General features: G+C 37.1%; 20 protein-coding genes and 2 pseudogenes. 4 read left to right on the top strand and 18 right to left on the bottom strand.

Annotated features, from left to right (window positions below):
• Positions 1-4: 4 nt before the first annotated feature.
• Positions 5-502, bottom strand: coding sequence for a phage tail protein (locus WHA_RS01340; RefSeq protein WP_010962479.1), 498 nt, complete (start codon positions 500-502; stop codon positions 5-7).
• Complete coding sequence (locus WHA_RS07465) at positions 503-646, bottom strand: head-tail joining protein (protein ID WP_010962478.1); 144 nt, start codon at positions 644-646, stop codon at positions 503-505.
• Between the two features lie 180 nt (positions 647-826).
• Between WHA_RS07465 and WHA_RS01335 the strand changes: the two are divergent.
• Positions 827-1,848 (top strand): annotated as a pseudogene (locus WHA_RS01335) (IS110 family RNA-guided transposase).
• A gap of 185 nt (positions 1,849-2,033) precedes the next feature.
• On the opposite strand, the gene WHA_RS01330 reads toward WHA_RS01335, so the two are convergent.
• From WHA_RS01330 to WHA_RS01265, 14 genes and pseudogenes are all read right to left on the bottom strand, one after another.
• A complete protein-coding gene (locus tag WHA_RS01330) occupies positions 2,034-2,294 on the bottom strand; it encodes a head-tail joining protein (RefSeq protein ID WP_010082171.1) in 261 nt (86 codons plus the stop codon).
• Between the two features lie 90 nt (positions 2,295-2,384).
• Complete coding sequence (locus WHA_RS01325; RefSeq protein ID WP_015588918.1) at positions 2,385-3,386, bottom strand: major capsid protein; 1,002 nt, start codon at positions 3,384-3,386, stop codon at positions 2,385-2,387.
• 32 nt (positions 3,387-3,418) lie between these two features.
• Positions 3,419-3,787 carry a head decoration protein gene (locus WHA_RS01320; RefSeq protein ID WP_015588917.1) on the bottom strand — a complete coding sequence of 123 codons (369 nt, stop codon included), beginning with the start codon at positions 3,785-3,787 and terminating at the stop codon, positions 3,419-3,421.
• A gap of 23 nt (positions 3,788-3,810) precedes the next feature.
• A protein-coding gene (locus WHA_RS01315; RefSeq protein ID WP_227738581.1) for an IS110-like element ISWpi14 family transposase occupies positions 3,811-4,823 on the bottom strand; the annotation gives its coding sequence in 2 pieces (ribosomal slippage) (positions 3,811-3,935 and positions 3,935-4,823; 1,014 coding nt in all).
• A 429-nt stretch (positions 4,824-5,252) separates the two neighbouring features.
• Positions 5,253-6,347 (bottom strand): S49 family peptidase, encoded by a 1,095-nt coding sequence (locus tag WHA_RS01310; protein WP_015588915.1) that lies wholly within the window; start codon positions 6,345-6,347, stop codon positions 5,253-5,255.
• 65 nt (positions 6,348-6,412) lie between these two features.
• Positions 6,413-7,830: pseudogene (locus WHA_RS01305) on the bottom strand (phage portal protein).
• Positions 7,831-7,949: 119 nt separating this feature from the next.
• Entirely contained in the window at positions 7,950-8,258 is a 309-nt protein-coding gene (locus tag WHA_RS01300; RefSeq protein ID WP_010082196.1) for a type II toxin-antitoxin system RelE family toxin, read from the bottom strand.
• Positions 8,239-8,460, bottom strand: a complete 222-nt coding sequence (locus WHA_RS01295; RefSeq protein ID WP_010082195.1) for a hypothetical protein — start codon at positions 8,458-8,460, stop codon at positions 8,239-8,241. Before WHA_RS01295 ends, WHA_RS01300 begins: the two co-directional genes overlap by 20 nt.
• 200 nt (positions 8,461-8,660) lie before the next feature.
• Positions 8,661-9,074, bottom strand: a complete 414-nt coding sequence (locus tag WHA_RS01290; RefSeq protein ID WP_010082194.1) for a hypothetical protein — start codon at positions 9,072-9,074, stop codon at positions 8,661-8,663.
• A gap of 45 nt (positions 9,075-9,119) precedes the next feature.
• On the bottom strand, positions 9,120-9,341 hold the full coding sequence (locus WHA_RS01285) for a gpW family head-tail joining protein (protein ID WP_010082193.1): 222 nt from the start codon (positions 9,339-9,341) through the stop codon (positions 9,120-9,122).
• Positions 9,341-11,167: a phage terminase large subunit family protein gene (locus tag WHA_RS01280; RefSeq protein ID WP_015588914.1), complete on the bottom strand. Its 1,827-nt coding sequence runs from the start codon at positions 11,165-11,167 to the stop codon at positions 9,341-9,343. The genes WHA_RS01285 and WHA_RS01280 overlap by 1 nt, the downstream gene beginning before the upstream one ends.
• A 169-nt stretch (positions 11,168-11,336) precedes the next feature.
• Positions 11,337-11,828 carry a MarR family transcriptional regulator gene (locus tag WHA_RS01275; protein ID WP_010962472.1) on the bottom strand — a complete coding sequence of 164 codons (492 nt, stop codon included), beginning with the start codon at positions 11,826-11,828 and terminating at the stop codon, positions 11,337-11,339.
• 16 nt (positions 11,829-11,844) lie between these two features.
• Positions 11,845-13,074, bottom strand: a complete 1,230-nt coding sequence (locus WHA_RS01270) for a DNA modification methylase (RefSeq protein WP_015588907.1) — start codon at positions 13,072-13,074, stop codon at positions 11,845-11,847.
• A 124-nt stretch (positions 13,075-13,198) separates the two neighbouring features.
• Positions 13,199-13,675, bottom strand: coding sequence for a crossover junction endodeoxyribonuclease RuvC (locus WHA_RS01265; protein WP_015588906.1), 477 nt, complete (start codon positions 13,673-13,675; stop codon positions 13,199-13,201).
• Between the two features lie 836 nt (positions 13,676-14,511).
• On the opposite strand from WHA_RS01265, the gene WHA_RS01260 reads away from it, so the two are divergent.
• From WHA_RS01260 to ltrA, 3 genes are all read left to right on the top strand, one after another.
• On the top strand, positions 14,512-15,516 hold the full coding sequence (locus tag WHA_RS01260; RefSeq protein ID WP_015588905.1) for a virulence RhuM family protein: 1,005 nt from the start codon (positions 14,512-14,514) through the stop codon (positions 15,514-15,516).
• A 494-nt stretch (positions 15,517-16,010) separates the two neighbouring features.
• On the top strand, positions 16,011-16,139 hold the full coding sequence (locus WHA_RS07220; protein WP_255324786.1) for a hypothetical protein: 129 nt from the start codon (positions 16,011-16,013) through the stop codon (positions 16,137-16,139).
• The gene (ltrA, locus tag WHA_RS01255) at positions 16,102-17,415 is read left to right on the top strand and encodes a group II intron reverse transcriptase/maturase (protein ID WP_015588904.1); all 1,314 of its coding nucleotides are present in this window, start codon (positions 16,102-16,104) and stop codon (positions 17,413-17,415) included. Before WHA_RS07220 ends, ltrA begins: the two co-directional genes overlap by 38 nt.
• 1,165 nt (positions 17,416-18,580) lie before the next feature.
• On the opposite strand, the gene WHA_RS01245 is transcribed toward ltrA, so the two are convergent.
• Together WHA_RS01245 and wmk are read right to left on the bottom strand one after the other, a co-directional pair.
• Entirely contained in the window at positions 18,581-19,357 is a 777-nt protein-coding gene (locus tag WHA_RS01245; protein WP_015588913.1) for a hypothetical protein, read from the bottom strand.
• A 169-nt stretch (positions 19,358-19,526) separates the two neighbouring features.
• Positions 19,527-20,438 (bottom strand): WO male-killing family protein Wmk, encoded by a 912-nt coding sequence (gene wmk / locus WHA_RS01240; RefSeq protein ID WP_010962718.1) that lies wholly within the window; start codon positions 20,436-20,438, stop codon positions 19,527-19,529.
• Positions 20,439-20,543: the final 105 nt, after the last annotated feature.

The following is a 20,543-nucleotide window of genomic DNA, read 5'->3' as shown; positions in this document are numbered from 1 at the left end:
GCTCTTAAATAAAATTAAGTTCATGGTCAAAATACTTCTCAAATACTCTCTCTACTTCATTAGAGACTAACTCTTTCATTGTTTCCCGAGCATGGGTATTTATTTTAATTTCATCTATTGGCAAAGACGTGGTATACCTTCGTCTGAAGATTCCTATATGACCATTTTTCATTGTTGCTATAAATGCTCCTTCATACGTACGGCTTCCTACTTTTGCTCCTATCTTTGTCTGTTTTATACTCCCAAGTTTTGCTACTCCTATCCACTGCGAACTGAGCTTTACTACTGACCATAAGCGCTTTCTATTTGCTTTATCCACACTTAACTTTTTTCTCATTGCTTTTTTTGGTATTTGTTTTTCTTCGCTAACTTGTTTGACAGTTTGTGACCTTACCCATAGTGCTGTTTTGTTTAGTGCCCTCACCGTTGCTTTTTCCACTTTTTTCCTTTCAGCATCTATACTTTGTATAATACTACCGGTGACTTCGATGTTAATACGCATCTACACCCCTGACGCTTGAATTTTCCATAGCATTCCCGAATTGTCCCTAAGTGGTGGTGAATATACTTTGTACTTACGCTTATCAATAATAAAGATATCTCCTTGTATCTTGTCAAAAGCATCTGATGTTTTAAGCTTAAGCATTAGGTGGAGAAGGGAAGAACTTTGAATATCTCCTTAGATATAAAATCTGTGTGGTAGACAAGAGTTCCCTTCTCAAAAGTATAGGCTGAACGGTATCGTAGAAAGACCTAAATGGTTATAATTCTGTATCCACAAGGTTAGCCTTACTTTTCATTTTAATAGTAACGTATGGAGTTATATATGATCAACAACTTTTTGGGTATAGACATATCAAAAGATCGCTTTGATGTTTCTCTTTCATTCATAAGCAACAAAGGAAAACGTGAAACCAGGAAAAGGAGTTTCAAGAATAATGATCATGGGTTTCAAGGTTTACTGAGCTTTCTACAAAAGCATAATGTAGAACAAGTAAAAGCCTGCATGGAAGCTACTGGTTGTTATAGTGAAGCCTTAGCTGAATTTCTACACAATACTGGACATTTTGTGAGTGTTGTTAATCCAGCTTGTATAAGATTTTATGCAAAAAGTAAGCTTATACGACAAAAGAATGATCAGACTGATGCAGAGATAATTGCCGATTATTGCCAAAGACAGGAACCTATTCGTTGGGCACCACTTCTCCTGAGTTAAAGAAATTAAAGCATCTTTATCGTTGCTCGGCTGCGTTAAAAGATGAATTGACATTAGTAAATAACCACTTAGAAAAAAAAGAGAGACTGCCTAAAGAAGTTGCAAATGCTTGGGAAGACCTTGCAATGAACATAAAACAAAAAATAGAAAGAATAAAAAACTCCTTACGTGAACTATTAAATAAACACAAAGAATTGTTGGAAAATTTTCAACTTCTATTGACCATTCCAGGAATAGGAGAAGAATCAGCAGTAGCTATTTTGGCTGAAGTTCCTAACATAAAAGCTTTCAAGGATGCCAGGCAATTGGCAGCATATGCTGGAGCTATACCACGAAATATAACGTCAGGTACGTCTGTACATGCCAAGCCCAGATTAAGTAAATCCGGTTCACGAACATTATGTAAGGCAATGTACTTTCCTGCCATAGTAGCTAAGAATCATAATCCTACTATTATGACTTTTTGCAAAAGGTTAAAAGAGAAAGGCAAGCATAACATGGCCATTGTGGGAGCTGCAATGCGTAAGTTACTCCATATTGTTTTTGGTGTTTTAAGGTCAAAGAAGGCTTTTGATCCAGATCATATCAAAAACTACAGAGCTAGGAGTTTGGCTGAAAGTTTAGTGCTTTAAAATCAAAAAACGCTCCAATTATGTAAAATAGTATCTTACACAAATTTTGTAACTGGTTAGTGAATATGTTGATAAGTAAATTAATTTTATACGTACAAAAAAGCGGAAATTTACTTATCAACATATTCACTAACTATAATCTGTGTACCGTTACACAAAATGTGAATTGGAAGTATTTTTTAATTTTATGATACAGCTTGAACAATTTTTGTAATTTTTTTGTTGACTTGCAAGACGGTATCTACTACTGGCTGCAATACATCGAATATACTCACCTCCAAAATCAATATCTCCCCTACAAATTGTCCTTCACCAATCTCGTATAATTTATCTGGCTGTTGTTTTAATATTTGCACCATATATGACTTATCCTTTGATTCATACAACGCTTGCTGCCCTAGATGTGCAAAACAATCTGCAAATAATCTTTTAATATCTCTAAACATAATTTTTTAGTTGCTTTTTATTCTTTAGTTGATATAATGCTTCCTGTTCGGGGTATTAAAAACAATCTGCACTTAGCTTTACCTCACCTGTTATGCAGCAAGTTTTACAAGTATACCTGGGCGATGGCACATTGGTAGAGGGTTTGATTGGGTATGAAGGTCAGTCCCTCTATCAAATCTTCTTGGCTCTTGTTTTGCATAGAGCGGTTGTCCTAGTGTATTTACCGTTTCATTAAAGTCCGCTGGCGCAAAGTAAGTAGTAAATGTGCTTGCTGTACCAAGTGGAAAACAGTGACCTGTATCTTTCTCAATAAATCTTCTCACGGTTCCTTCAGGATCAGTTGCTTGTCCTCTGTATTCCTCAAATGTTATTCCACAAAACGTAAATCCTGATCTCATATCATTCCGAAGCGCTGCTCCTTCTTGCCATCTTTCATATGCTTCTTTTACTTTACTATGCGAAGTTAATGCATCAAAAAATTCAGGGCTTACCAAAGCATGTACTCCTGTCATATATTCACCACTTAGATTATCTTCTATATGCCGGAGTACTTCCATACACTTACGCTTTACATCTGTTGTTGCTATTCCCAGTGCAAAATTTACTACTTTTGGCGTAATTTCAAATTCGTTGTAAAGATTTAACAATTCACTGCCATCAGCGTCCAGAATAATCCCTTTCAACTCCCCCATTCGCAAATGTTCTAACGTTATCGCGTGCTTGTTCCTCATCAATTCCAGATGATCTGTTACCACGTTAGCCAACGCTTTCAGTTCATTCTCTGACCCAAATGCCCTTATCCCTTGCACTTCCTCAGGTAACACTACGTCATCATGGGGAATATGTGGTATCGTAAACGTTCTTATTTTTCGTTTTCCACGTTTTCCCACTGTTGCTGGTGCTCCGGGAACTTGCGTTGGTAATAGGCTCAAAACACCGTTTTGCTCTTCTATCGTAATATGTCGGAATCTTACCGATCTACTTGGAAATAAATTTAAGCTTTCTGTTCGACCATAATTTATCGGCAATATGTTTATTGCTTTAGTTAATTCCGTCATACTAAATGCTGAATTTGTAAATGGATTTTGCATTTTTTCTCTCCTTTTTTTCCTATTAATTTTAGTTAAATTCCCTTGCGGACAATGATCCCTCGTGCTTCAAGTTGCTTTATTGCTGCAGCTTTCTGCTCTTCAGTGATATTTGCTGGCCACACAACCGCATGATCTGCTAGTATTGCACAACGAGTAATAATTACTGCTTTAGCATTTTCTGTCGCATTTACATCACTTACTACTGCACCTATCGCTGTTTGTGTACCATCTGTGGCAGTTGGATTTATTATCTTAACCATGCTATCTTTATCGAGAGCCACTACTGTACCAAGCTTTAGGTTCTGCCCTTTTGCTACTGTTATCTGATCTCTTGAATATAGACTTGATGCCTCATACTTTAATAGGTCACCAAGGTTATTTTGTTCGGTTATACAACTCATAAATGTTTCTCCTATGATTGTTGTCAATAAGAAATTTCATATTTTGTAAAATCTTTGAAAATCCAGTTGTTTTTAAGAGTATAGAAAATAGTTGTGAGAAACTTCCTAGCAGTAGCAATAATAGCCTTAGCAGAACCACGCTTTTTTTCACACGCTCGTAAAAACTTTTCAGATAAGGACTATAACGTATAGCAATCCAAGTACACTGTACTAAAGAAGTACGCCCAATTTTTGATCCACGTTTAGTAATTCTTCCAATTGTGCATTGTTGATTGGATTGAGAAACTCGCGGTACAACTCCAAAATAAGCTGTAAGTTTTTCAGGATTACTAAAATCATTAATATCACCAATTGTTGTAACAAAAACTGCTGCAGAAATCGCACCAATACCTTTAATGCTGATGAGATTATTAAATCCAGGAAGCTGCTGAGCAAAAGCTATAATTTCCTTTTCAAGTTTTTTGAGACTTTCTCGAATGACTTCCAGATTACTGCTAATCACTTCAATCTCAACCTTTTCCAAGTGACTCCAATCATGTTTACCAAGAGAGCATTCAAATCCCGCTTTGATTGTCAGTACTTCCTTTTTAATCTTTATTCCGTGGTAATTGAAAAGTCCATGTATTTTATTGATTAAAGATACCCGTGATTTTACTAACTGATCTCTTGTTTTAAGAAGAGAAGCTAACTGTTGGCATTGTTTGCTCTTGCATTTTGCTTCAGGCAACATATCTTTGCTGAGAAAAAAAGCAATAGCTCTTGCATCATGTTTATCTGTTTTGTTCACAGAACGACGAATAACTTCAAATTGCAAGGGAGCAACCACAACAACGCGCTTAACGTAAGGTGACACTTCATCATAAAAGAAACAGCTATTTCCCGTTGCCTCTAAGGCTACTTCATCTGTTTCTTGAAGATTTTTGATAAAATTACCTAAATCCTGTAAGCGAAACGTTTTAATATACTCTGGTTTTTCCTGTTCTAAGTAGCAAGCAGTGAAACTATTAGTATGTAAATCAACACCTATGTAACGCATAAATCTTCTCCCTTATTGAATACTCCAACATATCAGAGTAGAATATTACCGGTTGGTCCATTCTCCTATACGCGGTCACTAAATTTTATAGGCCGCACGATGGTTTTCGGTGGCAGGGGCGATTAATCTCCTTCACGAGGTCTTTTTCCTATACTGCAAAAAGCAGAAAGGGCCTCACAAACATTTTCAATCTGCCACCTATCCACTCTGAGAAGGTATTATCTTCTCATGCTTCCAACCAAGCAATAACTATTCATACCATCTCCTTAATTGTTTTACCGCCGCTTTTGTTAGTGTTATATACGGCGGTTACAAGATTTGTTTACCGCGGTGTTTAAAGTTGCTATACGTCGCGGTGAAAACTTTATAATTGGCTATTCTGGCGGACTTGTTTACCGCGGCATTTGTAATTGCTGGTACCTAAATTTCTCAAATGCCAGATTGCGCTCGAGTTCTTGCTACCTGCATCATTAAATCTTCTGATGAACTTTGTGGTATTGTGCTCAGTATCTCTGTCTTCTTCGTTCTCTCCGCCAGTATCGACATTAATATCTCTTGGGCTTGTTTTGCGTTTACATCCTGCTCAATAAATTCTCCTATCTTCTCTGGCATCTTTGACAAATTACACAATCTTATTACCTCTAATACTTCCTTGCGGCACCTCTCATAACCTATTCGTTTTGATTCTTCCATTAACTCATCAGCATCGATGGTGTGGCCCTTATAGTTAAATTCAGCTTTACTCATATTGTTTCTCCTATCTATAAATTCAGAATATGTTATCACTTCATCAGCAAGTCCAATCTCTATTGCTTTCTCACCAAAATATAGCCCTGCTTCCGTTGATTTGATTTTTTCCGTGGAAAGATTCCTATTTCTTGCTACAAGCTCGACAAACATCTCATATAGGCGGTCTACTTCATCTTGTAAGCTTTCCACACTTTCTGATGTTATCGGCTCATGCGGATTTAAATCGTTTTTTCTCTTTCCTGCAAATACTGTGGTATATTTTATCCCCTGTTTTTCATCAAACCCACTTTGATCTATATGACTTGCTATTACTCCTATGCTTCCAACTCCTGAAGTCCTCGTTACCAATACTTTTTCAGCACTTGACGCTATTGCATACGCCGCAGAATACGCATCATCATTTGCTATTGCTACGATCTTTTTTAATCCCCTTGCTTCGTAAATAAAATCAGAAAGGTCGAATAAACCGTTTACTTCCCCTCCAGGGCTGTCTATGTCCAAAATTATTGTTTCTACTTCTTCATCTATTAAAGCTTTTTCTATCTCTTCACGTATCTTCTCATATGATGTCATTCCCAACATGTCATCAAAAGCTCCTGGTTTCTTGGTCAAAATTCCATGTATTGGTATTATTGCTATTTTTTCTACGTTGTTTTCTGCAGTGTGTTTTATGTTTTTAAACGTAGGGTGTTTTCCAGCATGTAATGACAATAATTCAAAACTCCTTTGCTCTATCATCATCGGCTTATTCATCCAATTTATTTGTGTCGTCATATGTTTTTAAAATTTTTTATTTGTGTCTGGGGCAATAAAAACCCATTTGTCATAGAAATAGAATTTTATATCATTTCAGCATTAGAATTCACATCAGAATCAAAACTTAAGCCCAGTTCACTCGCACGTCTTTGATCCTCAGCAATTTCTTGGTCTATTTCTTCTACATCATAACCTAGTTCTGAAACCACTTCCGATCGACTCTTAAATCCATTTCTTACTGCCATTTGCTGTGCTTGCTGGTCTTTTAGTGGATCTACGTAAGCACACCCTTGCGGTATCCATTTTACCTCTTTTGCTGTTTCTTTTGCCCAATTTTCACCTATGTCCAGTTCTCCAGAGAGTAGTGCTAATTCTAGCCACCTATTCCATACTGGCCGGCAAAGCTGAAATACTACCACGTTATGCTGTAACATCGCGCACTTCCTACGAAACTCTATTAACCCAGCTCTTATTGATGAATAATTGACACCACTTAGATCTCCTGTTAGCTGCTCGTAAGTTATCCCTGTGCCTACTGCTATTGCCCTAAGCTGCTGTTTCATGAATACTTCATAACTTCCCCCAACGTCTGATGGTTCCGAGAACTTAATATCTTCTCCGGGATCAAGTAATTGCATAGTCCCAGGTTCTAAGCCAGACAGCGCTACTCCATGTTCATTACTCTCTCCTTCTCCCATGATGTTTGCTTCAGGATCAAGTCTGGTAATAAATCCCGCAAACATTGCTGCAGTCTTTTTTCTGACTAATTCCGCATCATCGTATTGATCAAGTTCATAGAGCTTTAACAGTACACTGGACAACCATGGTACTCCTCGAATCTGCCCAGGTCTTAGTGGTCTATAGATATGTAAAACATCGTTTGCTGGCACTCTAACTGATTCTCCAAACGAGCCTTCACCCGGATGTTCTCGAAAAAGGTAATACGCTTCTCTTTGCCCAAGTCGGTTAAATTCAATCCCGTTTCTAATTACATTACCATTGGCAAGGGTTTGATTGCTCTTATTGTCTAAATGCTCTGACTCAAGTACTTGTAATTGCAACGGCACACAAAGACCATCTTCTCGTTTTCTTGTTCGAAGTCTTACAAAACATTCTCCTCCTTCTATCATGCTCCTACAAACCAAAGCTTGTAACCCATAAAATCACTTACTCCACTACTGTCTGCTTCATCTGTCCATCTCAGCCATAATTCTTGCACTTTTTTCCGAAATTCTCCATCCTTGGCTTTTGATTGCGGTTTTATTCCCGTTCCAACGCAATTACTCACTATCGTATCGATTATGTTTGCCGCATAGGAGTTCTTTCTTACCATGTCACGTGACCGACTACGCAGGTGTTCAAGGCTCTGGGAAAGTAAGCTATTTATACTTCCTACTTCTGGTTGAAAGTGCAATAATCTTCTTCCTGAGCCTGACGCATCCCAGGCTGAGCTCTTGATTTTTGGTTTGCGGAATAATTGTTTGAATGATTTGAGTAACATTTAGACTATTAATTGGGCAATAAATTGTTGCGCTATTTAAAATTACGTCAAGTTGCTGGAGAAAACAAGCTGTTGACATTTTCTATTTATGCAAGAGATTCCTGCACAAATGTCTTTTCTTAATGTTTTAGTAGATCTAATATTGCCTGCTTGTAAATGTTGTCCCTGTGTCCTATTGAAACAATAGTTACTTTACGTTCTGCAGTATTTACACGATAGACGACACGATAATCATCAACTCTTATTCTTCTGTGTCCTTTTAATCTATTACGTAGCAATACACCATTACCAATGGGATCAGTTGCAAGATACTCTCTTATTGCATCTTTAATTTTTGGCTTTATAGCTTCTGGTAAGGAGGGCAAATTCCTTTTAAGAACATGCTTAAGGTATTTTATAGTGTACCGCTTATTTCCAGATGTCTTCACTATCCTCTACTTCTTCTGAATCGTCAGCATCAAGCTCCCTAACAATTTTGGAAAACGCAATGTCTTCTGCTTCAAGCTCAATTGCTTCTTTGATTAGCTTTTCTGTTAATTTTTGAACAGACTGCTTAGTTGCTTTAGCTAGTTCAATAAGATGCTGTGAAGTTTTTGGATTGAAGGTTACATTAACTCTTGAGTTTACCATATGTTTAACCAAACCTAGATGTTACACTAATTATACAGTATCTCTTTTAATTTTTCAATAAGTATTTCTTTATACAATCCCTTTGTTCGTCGAAATCACAACTCTCCTCTTTACGTCCCGGATCTCCTTTAAATACTTAACAATTGGTTAACCAATTTCCTCAGCTTTTTTCCGTTAGGATAATTTTTTCCGCATTCAATTTAAACCATTAGATGTAGTCTCCCTGCCATAACATGCTCTATAGTAACGTCTGTTAAAAACGTACTCACTTGCTCATTAAAGCTTTCTCGATCATAAGGAATATCTTGTCTTCTACCCAATTCTTCTGATGTTCTTCCTCCAGCACTCCTAATAGCACCTTCTAATTCTCTAAATGCATTGTTATTTATTCTCGGCCTTTCATTTATTCTTGGATTATTACCTTGACTGTCAAACATAATTGCACAATCTAAAGCTGTAAACTGCCTGCCATCAAGAGTCATAATAGTATCATTAATGTGATCTTCTCCTAATTGATTGACAATCTCTAATGCCCTTGTATTACTACTCCCCAAAGAAATAGACCCCATTTCTTCAAGTAGTTCTCTTTGCAATCTTTCTACATTTCCTATCATGTTACCCCTATATTTATAAATTATCTAACGTACAGTATTACATTTTCACTTGTCAATTCCTTTATTCGTTGAAATAACAATCTTTCTCTTCACACCTGCAACTTTCAGCTCAGCTTTAATGCGTTGTCTTAAGCTCAAGAGGTCATTTATCTGCACTTCTCCGTACCTAACCACGTGATCGCCATATGCAATCGATACTACTCTTTCCCCGCTCTGTAGCTTCTTTATCGCTTCTTTTACTTGAGTTAAATATTCTTGGTTGTACATCAACTTTTCTCACTCAACCATTGACTTCTTCTCACTTTTTTTGACTTTTTAGCTTTTTCACCTACTAAACTCTCCCACTTACTCTCTGGCCAACGATCAATCCCCAGGGCAATAGACGCTGCTCTTGCGTAAACTCTGCAATCTAATACTTCATTTCGGTCTCTTATCTTTTGCCACTCTTGTTTGGTATATCCTTTTACTACTTTGGTAATTAGTTGCTCTGCGGTTAGCTGCTTAAAATATTCAGGTGGATATTCGGGAAAATGACAATATCCCGGCGCCCCTTCTGTTAAAACATTCAGCAACTGAAACAATTCTGACTTTAATATCGATACTCCAACTGGCCAGAGCTTTATTCCTCTTTTTAGCTTTTGTCCGCCAACTGTTACATCTACTCTACTTGGGCTGTTAAGCGGCACTAGGGCTTTGTTTACCCCTTTCACTGCCATTACTCTTCCCGATCCTTGATGACTTCTTACCCAATTGTATACCTCCTGTGTTGCATACCCAGCATCTACCGCCATCATACTTATCATGTATTCAAGCCCATTTTCACCGATAAAATGATGATTCAAGAGCTCTGACAGTTTCCCCCATACTTCTCCACTTCCAGTATCACCTTCTAATACCTGATAGTCTATTGACCAACTCTCACGACCCATACCCCATGCTACTACTTCTGCTTCTAAGCGGTCTTTTTGTACATCAACCCCTGCCGTTAACACTATTTTTCCACCTTTTGGCACCATGCCTATCGGAAAATTTTCTCGACGCTCAAATAGTTGCTTCCAGTCTGGTACTTCTCCCTTATCTACCCAGGTTTCTCCGAGTGTTGTATTTATCCAAACTTTTAGTAATTGTTCATTTTCCTTTGCATGCAGATAATCTTCCACTGCTTGTTTCCAACTATACCAACCAACTGGGCTATACAAGCTCGATAAATGAAACCCTATTTTTGCCTCTTTTTTTCCCTCCTCCCTAGTTGCTCTCCATTCACCTCTAGCTAGCATCTCTGTTTTTTGATGGTTTTCTATTTTGCCGCTGCATTCTATACACACATAATGGGCTGTTGAGGGATCTTTATCTTTCCACTTTATCTGTGGCCATTTCAGCACCTGATAGTGATCACAATGTGGACAAGGTACAAAAAAGTATCGTTTGTCTGAACTCTCAAATTCCTTCTCTATTCTGCTTATTCCGTGAACCGTTGGTGTTGAAACTAAGAATATTTTTCTCCGCGTAAATGTATTAGTTCGGGCTATGCTGAGTAAAACTGGATCTCCTTCTCCTCCTGAATCTCCTGGATATGCATCTACTTCATCTAAAAAAAGATATCTTACCGGCATTGAACGTAAACCCACTGGACTGTTGGCACCTGTTACTACTACCGTTCCTCCGGGAAATTCCTTACTTTGTACAGTGTTGCCTGAATCTCTCGACCTTGGGTCTTTTATTTTACTCCTTAAACATGGCGTATCTTCAATGAGCGGCGCAAATCTTCCCTTTGACCAACGCTTGCCCATTTCTACTGTTGGCTGTACTACCAGCATAGGGCCTGGTGTTTGGTCGATTATATATCCTATCCAGTTATTCCCAGCTTCTGTTCCGCCTATCTGCGCTCCTTTCATGAATACCACTTTTTCGGCCGGTGAAGACGAAGATAGTGAATCCATTATTTCCTTAAGGTACGGCGTTCTCTCTGTTCTCCATTTCCCCGGCTCTGATGATGCTATCGTTGAAAGTTGACGATTTCTATCTGCCCACTCTGATACTTTGAGCAGTGGATCTGGCTTTAACCCTGTATAAAAGCTACTGCTATATATCATAATGCCATCTGCTGCAATTTTTATACTTTTACACAGCTAAGAGAAAAAGGTATTTTCCCTCTACAATAAGTATCTGCTGACGCTTTACTTAAAATCATTATTGCAACTAATATGTGAATTAGGCTCACCAAGGCGATAAGACGCTTTTTCAGTAATTTATATGTAGTCATTAAAATACACTTTGTGTCAGCTCTTCTAAAGCTGTTCTGATTTCCTCAGTCAGTGTCTCATGGATCTTCTCTGTGTCATTTATCGATGCTAGTAACGCTGAAACCCTATCTGGAATGTTAAGCAAATTATTACGGACAACTCTTGCAACATTAAATGCTTCAGTCTTTACTTCTTCTACTGAGATAAGTTCACCAATCTCAGCTTTTGCTTTTGCCTCGAGCAGTCTTCCCCGCTCCATCTCATTTTTTATCCGCGTTTTTAGCAACATCATGGAAAGTTTATTATTTCCCACTTCTTCACCTTCTGGATTTTTTCTCCTCAGTGGTTGACTTGGATCTCGTATTGCTGCCACCGCTTCATTTGCTTGTTCTCGGTCAATCAAACCATCCTCCAGCTCAACTATTCCTTTCTTTACTAAGTAACAGACGTATTGCTTTGAAACTCCTAGTTCTCTTGCCCATTCCGTCTGCGTGATTTTTCCTCCTTCCACTTTTTTCTCCCTTCTTTTACCGTTTTTCTTCTTGAATTTGTGCAAAGGTTTTGCCAGTATTAGAAAGTATCGCTTCTCTTCCCGTGTATACTTGCCAACGTTTTATGGTCACATCTACAAACGTAGGATCTAGCTCTATCGTTCTACAGATTCTTCCTGTCCTCTCACATGCAATCAACGTACTCCCAGACCCGCTAAATGGATCAAGAACTATGTCCCCTGGTCTACTGCTGTTTACTATCGCTCTCTCCATTAACTCCACTGGTTTCATCGTTGGGTGCAGTGAGTTGTACGTTGGCTTATCGTAAAACCAGAGATCACTTTGATTACGTCCTCCATGCCACTCACGCTTATTGCCATTTTTCCAACCGTAGAGTATTGTTTCGTATTGTCTTTGATAATCAGATCTTCCTAGCGTAAAATGATTCTTTGCCCAAATTATAAATGTCGACCAACGACCACCTGCTTCTTCAAATACCTTTTGCAGCGTTGCCAGCTCGGATGATGATGCACAGATGTAAATTGCACCTTTGGTGTACGCTAAAACGTGAGAACAAATGTCATACAGAAAAAGTTCGTATTTTTCACCTTGATCATCGTTTAGTATTTTTTTGTCTTCTCTTTCCTGACTGTCACCATATGCTACGTTATACGGAGGGTCACACACGGTAATATCTGCCATTTTATCGTCTAATACCGCTTTAAATGATTCAACCAGACAACTATCACCACAGTAGATTCGATGACCACCTAAAATCCATAGATCCCCTGGTTTTGTTATTTTTACCTTTTTGCTATCACCGGCTAAGTCGGAAAAATCTTCTTTTTCACTGTTTTCTCCATCTAAATCATCAAGAAAACGTTGAACCTTTTCCAGCTCAAATCCGGTCATTTTAAGGTCAAACTGCAAATCTTCTAACTCTTGAATTTCCACTTTTAAAAGATCATCGTCCCACTTTGCCCAGTTAGCTGATTGATTGGCAAGTAAACGAAAAGCTTTGGTTTGGGCTTCACTTAAGTTATCACTGAGGACTACGGGAATACTCTCCATACCCAGTTTTCTTGCTGCTTTGAGGCGTAAATGACCATCAACCACAGTGCCATCGCTTTTTGCAACTATTGGGATACGAAAACCAAATTCCCGAATAGAGGCACACATTCTGTTTACTACATCGTCATTCTTGCGAGGGTTACGATCGTATTCGACAAGATTTTCAACGGGGTAATAGTGGATTGCTAAATTCATATAATTGCTATGTTTAAATTCTTAATAACTTGTTAAAAAGTTAATAATCAAAATACGTCTGACGCTAGAGAGGGCCCGGGGTTTCGCTCCCAAGTCCGCCATTCTGGCCGAAAGGACCCACTTCCTATGTGTTATCTAGCATATTAAAATCTTTACTAAAATTATTAACATAGAACATCAATGCCAAAGCATCAGCTTCATTATCGTCTTGAGGGAAAAAACCTTTGCCCCTTACAGCTTCAATAACTTCACCCTTACTTGCATTGCCTTTGCCTGCTATGAAACGTTTTATCGTCTTCACCGGAACACCTTTGTATGGTATATGATGCTCTTCACACCAAGCAGTTAAAATGGCAAAAAAACCACCATAACAATGTGCAGCGTCAGTACCTAAATGTCTTCTCACTTCTTCAAAATACACTGCTTCAATATCTGAAAATCTTTCCCTCATCTCATTGAGCCACCTACGAAAATTTAAGAAGTGCATTCCACCTCCGCTGAAACGGCTACCATGAAAGTTTTTGCTCCCACTTTGAATTACTCCATCTGTAAGAATAGCCCAGCCGGTTTGTTTGCCGAGGTCTAGTGTTAAGATTGACATTTGCTATAATTTAAAACTGCAAGTAGCACTAAATATCATTTGGTTCCTTCAAAATACGCTATGAATGGGTTTTTATTGGCCAATGACAAGAATCTTATGCTACTACCTTAGTTAGGACTTGCTATTATATATATTCACCGATTTTACAAAAACTGTTCACTTTTTTTTAATTTTTCTTTGCAAAGCGTAAAAAACGTGCTAAACTCACCTGTGAGTTTACTATACAGCAATAGAATTGCTAAGAATGCCATTTATTCGAGTTCTAAGGGGTATTATATGCGTTCTTTGGTAATAGTAGTATTTGTACCCTAAAGTTGCATCTAGCCTTAAAACAAAGTTTTTACCTCATCTAAAAAAATACAAATTCTCAATTACGTAACTTACCAAAAGCCTAAATTTCTTTTGCTTCCTTCAATCTTTTCTACTCTGTTTATTTGCCGACTTTTGTGTTTGAAGCACATCTACACTCAATGCCCCTATACTCCGGATTTCTCACCACTTTTTCCGGGATTTTCTGAAAAAAAGTTAAAATAATTTGAATGCAGCTAAGAAATTAAAAAGAGCCTAAACTTTAAGAACCCGCTAAACGGAAGTCCGACCTCCTAGACACCTTACTATTTGAGTTGTTTCCATTTTGGAAATAACTGTTTAATGGAGCTGAGAAGAGGTCACATGAATTTTTGATAAAACAGATACTTCCCCTCTATCTAGCTCATTAATAAGTTATAATAGCCCTCTAAAGACGTTTTAAAGAATTTAGTTGCAGTAGAGACAATTAATTGGTTAAATTCCTATTGATGATCAATGGTTTGTTTGTAAGTTATAGGAGATAGATAATGGATGAGAATAAGATTGTATTTTATACTACTCCAGGTGGAAATATAGAAATTGAAGTTTTATGCAGAGATGAAAATCTTTGGCTTACGCAAAAAAGGATGGCTGAATTATTTGATGTACAACTGCCAGCTATTAGTAAGCATATCAAGAACATATTTGAATCTGGTGAATTACAGGAAAAAGAAGTTGTTTCCACTTTTGAGGTAACCGCTGCAGACGGTAAAAATTACCCAACACAACTTTACAATTTAGATACAATTATAGCTGTTGGTTATCGAGTTAATTCTAAAAAAGCAACATTATTCAGAGTATGGGCTACAAAAGTTTTGAAGGATTTTATTATCAAAGGATTTGCTTTAGATAGTGAACGACTAAAAAACGGGAAAAAGTTTGGCAAAGACTACTTCAATGAATTACTTGAAAAAATCAGGGAAATACGAGCATCCGAACGTAGATTTTACCAGAAGATTACCGACATTTATGCCGAATGTTCTGCAGATTACGATCCAAATTCAGAAATAACAAAACAATTTTACGCAAAAGTACAAAACAAATTATATTGGGCAATTTATGGTTTAACTGCAGCAGAGTTGATATGTTCTCGGGTTGATCACAAAAAACCACATATGGGGCTAACTACATGGAAAGATGGTCCAGGTAAAAAAATTCACAAGAGTGATGTAAGTATTGCGAAAAATTACTTAACTGAAGAAGAACTAAGTGAACTAAACCACATTGTTTCGATGTATCTAGATTATGCAGAACTTCAAGCAAAAAAGAATCGGCTGATGAAAATGCAAGACCGGGCTGAAAAATTGGATGCATTTCTATTATTCAATGATTATGAAGTACTTAAAGATGACGGTAAAGTTAGTGCTGAAGTTGCAAAAGCCCTGGCTGAAGGAGAATACGAAAAGTACAGAGTTATACAGGACAAATTACATGAATCTGATTTTGATGAATTAATTAAAGCAAGTAAAGAAAGTGAGAAAATAACTATCTAACTACAACAAAAACCAGCTTGTAGTTGAGTTATCTGTGTTTGACATCTTGTTTACCACCTTTTGTTTTAATTTTAAGGGGGGTGAAAAATTGTGTGCGCCAAGAAGTGCGTAAGGAACAGTTGGTGAAAATCCAACACGGGTAAAGCTTAGCCGGCAACCTGGAACAAACCATTATGCTGCGTAAGGTAACGAGCGTAGTAAAGCTAATGGAATGGACAACATAGGGTGCAACGAAAGTGAAGGTATTGAGTCCCGTAATTCACGCGTCATGGGGGCTGACACTTTACATTTGGTGGAAGGCAACATGGGTAATAACGCTAAGGCAAGATATTACTCACCTCATCGGGATCGAAGGCCGCGTCATGTGTTGAGATGGACCTTACGTGAACTTGGGAGATCCTTTGTATTCCTGTAAGGGTACTCTGGAACAAGTCAATAAAGGCGAGGACTGGAGGAAGATGCAAAGGAAGTCGGACTAACTGATAGTACTCGGAGTGTGGGAAAGCCACATACAAGGGGAAGCGGTTAGCAATATAGTGACTGGTATAGGGATTGCTATACCAATACAACAGAGATTAGAGGAGTATGCAAGGAAAACTAAACCAGATAGCAGTAAGGGCTAAGCAAGATAAGCGAGTAAAATTTACATCATTAGTTCATTTGATTAATGAAGAGAATCTTGCAGAGTGTTATAAGGAACTAAAACGCAACAAGGCTTGTGGTATAGATCGTGTGACAGTGGAAGCTTATGGAGAAAATCTAGAAGAGAAACTTAAAACACTAGTGGATAGTATGAAGAGAAAACAATATCAACCGCTACCAGTGAAAAGGGTATACATACCCAAAGCCGGGAGCAAAGAGAAGCGCGGTCTCGGAATACCATCAACGGAAGATAAGTTGGTACAGGTAATGCTAAAGAAGATATTAGAAAATATTTATGAAGCAAACTTTATGGACAGCTCGTATGGATTTCGACCAGGAAGAAATTGTCATCAGGCGATAAACGCTCTAGATAAAGCAGTTATGCACAAACCAATTAACTATATTGTAGAAGTGGATATCAAGAAGTTCTTTGATAATGTTCAACATAAATGGCTAATGAATTGTCTAAGGGAACGAATAGCTGACCCAAATTTATTGTGGTTAATAAAACGATTTCTAAAGGCAGGAATAGTCGAAGTTGGATGTTATAAAGCAACCGATCAAGGCACACCACAAGGTGGTATAGTAAGCCCTGTATTAGCTAATATATACTTACACTATGTGCTGGACTTATGGTTTGAAAAGAAATTTAAGCCAAAAGCCAGAGGATATTTACAGCTAATAAGGTTTTGCGACGATTTTGTAGTTGGCTGCGAGAGGGAAGAAGACGCAAAAGAATTTCTAGAATTACTGAAACAAAGACTAAGTAAATTTGGGTTGGAAATAGCTGAAAATAAAACAAAAATAGTAAAGTTTGGTAAGAAAGAATGGTATCAAGCAGAAAGAGAGAAACGTAGGACGGCTAGCTTCAACTTTCTAGGATTTACACATTATTGTGGAAAAAGTCGTAATGGTAAACTTATGATGAAGCAGAAAACTTCAAAAATAAGCCTAGCCAGAAAGATTAAAGAAATCAAAGAATGGTTGAAGATGGTACGAAGTCGTATCTGTCTCAAAGATTGGTGGCAGAAACTTAAAGCCAAACTAACAGGACACTATAGCTACTTCGGAGTTAGCGGAAATTATCGGTGTTTGATTCAATTCTATCGACCGGTAACAAAGTTAGCATTTAAGTGGATAAACCGACGTAGTCAAAAGAAAAGTATGGATTGGGAACAACTTATACACTATTTAAAAGTAAATCCATTACCAAAACCAAAGGTATATGTTTCTTTATACACAGGAGCACTAGTGTGAACGCTGTATTGTGGAGCCGTGTGCGGGAAATCCGCAAGCACGGTTCTTTTGGGGAGACTATGGTTATGAGACCAAATCGCTGGTTTCAAGGTCATGAGTCTCTACCAGACCCCCTCCCTTCAGAAAGCCCTATATCTCTGCTTTTTTTGACTACTACAAAAGAAGCTTTTCTGTTGGAGACGTAAATAAACTTTGCTCTTTGTCTCCATTTTAAGCAGCAATCAAATTTTACGAGCTTCTGTCTCTTCTTCTATGGCAGTAACTTCAAACTTTTTTCCTTTAGCTTCATCTACAATTTGCTGATAAAGATTGTTTCATCACTGAGAGTTTTGCAATCAATTGCTCAGAGGTTTGCAATAAAAGTTGTTGTATTCTCATATAGTCTCCATTAACCCCTTATACTCACCACAAGTTGTTCAATCTTTTTTGAAAAATTTTCTTTGCAACCAACAAAAAAACATGATAGACTAGCTTTAGGGTTTTTTGTAATAAATAAAAATTTGAGATAAAAAATAATTTAGAAATGCCTCATAATCAATTTTTAAGCTACCTTACATGAGCAACTTAGGTCTTGGTGGTATAATTGTACCCTGAAGTCGTAGAATCGTTTTAAAACCGCATTAGCAGACCAACGTTTATTTGAGTTTTATCAGCATAAAAAAAAGATGAGAGTAAGAGCCTTTTAAAAACGCACTAATTGTATTTTTCATTAAATGTAAATATCTTAATAATATTTTGTGGCAGCCTTTCTGGACTTCTTTCTTTTTGCTGTTTAAGTTATTGTACTTTATTTGTATTTTACTATTATTTTATATTATCTATTATTATTTATTACTATTATATATATATAATATATAAGGGTTTTAGGAACGCAGAATCCGCTATACTGGCTGACTTCAGACACATAATAACTAGGAACACTTTTAGGAATAGAGGGCAAAAGGTTAGGATTCAAGCGATCTTTAGCTTCCTAGTTTCTCATTACTTATTTAGTAACCAAGGAATCAGGAATATAATTCAACCATTTGATGTCTTATCCCTTTTTAATTGAAATCATAACTTATAATAGGGTTGTGGCTCCGAAGTTAGATTGAGTAGATGGTAGATTGAATAGAGAAAATAGGGCAACTCTAAAATATTTAAAGAGCCACCCATAAAGAAAGACTTATCCTAACATTAAATTTTGCCTATAGCTAAAATCTTCAGCTCCAAGAGTGAACTTTCCTATACCACAAGCAAATGGTCCAGTTGGAATGTCAAGCCACTTATCCTCTTTTGCACCTGTAGACATTCCTTTAACTAACTGCTTTGCTTGTAAAAGTTCCTGAACTATACGCTCTAGTCGATCTCTTCCCATACTGTGGAAAATCTCAGGTAGCCTATGCCGTTGTTTATATACTCCTGTGCTTCCTGTGTGAGTAAATGGGTGTCCTGCAACAGCAGATCGTGTAATTGCATCAGTAAGACATATTTTAAGGTCTTTTTCACTAGCATTTTTAACTGTTAGTTGTATTGTTATATCTTCTAGTAGCCCTGTTTCCTGATTTCTTAGGTAAGTTCTTACAGTGCGATCAGCTAAACCATTGGCCTTCACAACTGCCCCATGAAACAAAGCATTCTGTCTTGGTGTTTCTCCTACTGCCTTAAAGATTTCTAGCCTAGCTGTATTTTCTATTGGCCAAAAAGCGTATGAGCATCTAACACCATTAACAAGAGCAGAGGTACCTCTAATTGCATCGCGTGCTTGTTCAGCAGTTAATATTGCTCTACCTAAAATCCTTCCTACTCCTGTATAAGTATTCACCAAATTTTTAGCAATTTCTTGAGCCTGTGGGCTTTCATGTACTGCACTTAGAAACGTTTCCATTATTTCACGATCAAGTAGTGCTTTGCCTTTGCTTTCTAATATTCTGAATTCGATTTCTTCTTTACTTTTATTCATATAATTTACCTTTCACTAACAACAAACTTTTTTTAGATATTTACTGCTGTTTTTTATCAGCATTGGCATAAAGCCATAGCTTTCGAGTGAAGTCAAATCAATTTCTCAATCTTTTTTACTTATTTTTTCATCTAAGAGTAAAGATATTAATATATACTGATTTTTTATTTTAAATCTGTTGAATTTCGCCTAAAGAGAGGCCTGTTATTTGCAAAATAATATCGGTAGAAATTCCTCCTTTCACTAAATCCTTTGCAATTTTCATCTTTTCTGCTCTTTTCACTTTTTCTTCGCAAATTTGTATGCTTTCAAACAGAGATTTTATTAGCGCATAGCGTAATTCTTGACTCTCAATTTTTTTGTATTCTTTTATTAAATCAGGTAGCTCACTTTCTACTATCTCATCTTCCTCTATGAGCAGATCTGTAATGCTAATTGATAATGTTTCTGCTATTGCATATAATTTTTCCAGTGGAATGGCCACACGTCCTTGCTCATAGTTGCTTATTTCATCACGTGTTGTATCCATTTTCTCAGCCAAATCCTTTTGAGTATACTCTCTCACTAGCCTCCATTCTTTTATCTTTTTTCCTATTTGGTAGTAGATAGAACCTGTTTTTTCTTCAACACACTCATTAGCAGAGAGGCCAATTGCTTGTGAAACAATATCAACAGAAATTCCTGCTTTAACCATACCCTTTGCAATTTTTACCTTCTCTGCTTTTTTACTACTTTTCTCACCAACTCGGGTAAATTTTGTTAGCAAGTAAAACACCTTGCGCAACTCTTGATCATTAATCGTTTTATATTTTCTTACTAGATTTAATATTTCCTCTTCTTCGTTTTTAAGGCAAATTTTTTCACTTGATACAGGAATAAGATCTATGATGCCAACCGATAACACTTCTGCTATAGCATACAATTTCTCAATCGAAATTTTACGTGTTCCTTTTTCATATTGTAGTACTACTTGATACGTTACGCCAATTTTTCCCGCTAAATCTTTTTGAGTATAACCTCGCTTTAACCTCCAGCTCCTTACTTTTTGTGCTATTTTGTACCTTATCGAGATATTTGCCATAAATATTATACAGGTTAATACTACCAAATAAAGATATACAAAAGGGATGCTTCTTTCTATGTTTGAATTTTAGTTGAATATTTCTTCACAATTGTGTATAATTAT

The organism is Wolbachia endosymbiont of Drosophila simulans wHa, from assembly GCF_000376605.1.
Lineage (GTDB): Bacteria > Pseudomonadota > Alphaproteobacteria > Rickettsiales > Anaplasmataceae > Wolbachia > Wolbachia pipientis.
The sequence above is the reverse complement of the archived record's forward strand: the minus strand, read 5'-3'. Positions and strand labels throughout refer to the sequence as shown.

What these genes read in the sequence shown, in the direction of transcription:
- WHA_RS01290 (WP_010082194.1), bottom strand. Translation starts at nt 9,074, where the DNA reads ATGATAGGAAATGTAGAAAGATTGCAAAGAGAACTACTTGAAGAAATG.
- WHA_RS07465 (WP_010962478.1), bottom strand. Translation starts at nt 646, where the DNA reads ATGCTTAAGCTTAAAACATCAGATGCTTTTGACAAGATACAAGGAGAT.
- ltrA (WP_015588904.1), top strand. Translation starts at nt 16,102, where the DNA reads ATGCAAGGAAAACTAAACCAGATAGCAGTAAGGGCTAAGCAAGATAAG.
- WHA_RS01260 (WP_015588905.1), top strand. Translation starts at nt 14,512, where the DNA reads ATGGATGAGAATAAGATTGTATTTTATACTACTCCAGGTGGAAATATA.
- WHA_RS01295 (WP_010082195.1), bottom strand. Translation starts at nt 8,460, where the DNA reads ATGGTAAACTCAAGAGTTAATGTAACCTTCAATCCAAAAACTTCACAG.
- WHA_RS01340 (WP_010962479.1), bottom strand. Translation starts at nt 502, where the DNA reads ATGCGTATTAACATCGAAGTCACCGGTAGTATTATACAAAGTATAGAT.
- WHA_RS01310 (WP_015588915.1), bottom strand. Translation starts at nt 6,347, where the DNA reads ATGACGACACAAATAAATTGGATGAATAAGCCGATGATGATAGAGCAA.
- WHA_RS01320 (WP_015588917.1), bottom strand. Translation starts at nt 3,787, where the DNA reads ATGAGTTGTATAACCGAACAAAATAACCTTGGTGACCTATTAAAGTAT.
- WHA_RS01330 (WP_010082171.1), bottom strand. Translation starts at nt 2,294, where the DNA reads ATGTTTAGAGATATTAAAAGATTATTTGCAGATTGTTTTGCACATCTA.
- WHA_RS01270 (WP_015588907.1), bottom strand. Translation starts at nt 13,074, where the DNA reads ATGAATTTAGCAATCCACTATTACCCCGTTGAAAATCTTGTCGAATAC.
- WHA_RS01280 (WP_015588914.1), bottom strand. Translation starts at nt 11,167, where the DNA reads ATGATATATAGCAGTAGCTTTTATACAGGGTTAAAGCCAGATCCACTG.
- WHA_RS01245 (WP_015588913.1), bottom strand. Translation starts at nt 19,357, where the DNA reads ATGAATAAAAGTAAAGAAGAAATCGAATTCAGAATATTAGAAAGCAAA.
- WHA_RS01285 (WP_010082193.1), bottom strand. Translation starts at nt 9,341, where the DNA reads ATGTACAACCAAGAATATTTAACTCAAGTAAAAGAAGCGATAAAGAAG.
- wmk (WP_010962718.1), bottom strand. Translation starts at nt 20,438, where the DNA reads ATGGCAAATATCTCGATAAGGTACAAAATAGCACAAAAAGTAAGGAGC.
- WHA_RS01325 (WP_015588918.1), bottom strand. Translation starts at nt 3,386, where the DNA reads ATGCAAAATCCATTTACAAATTCAGCATTTAGTATGACGGAATTAACT.
- WHA_RS01265 (WP_015588906.1), bottom strand. Translation starts at nt 13,675, where the DNA reads ATGTCAATCTTAACACTAGACCTCGGCAAACAAACCGGCTGGGCTATT.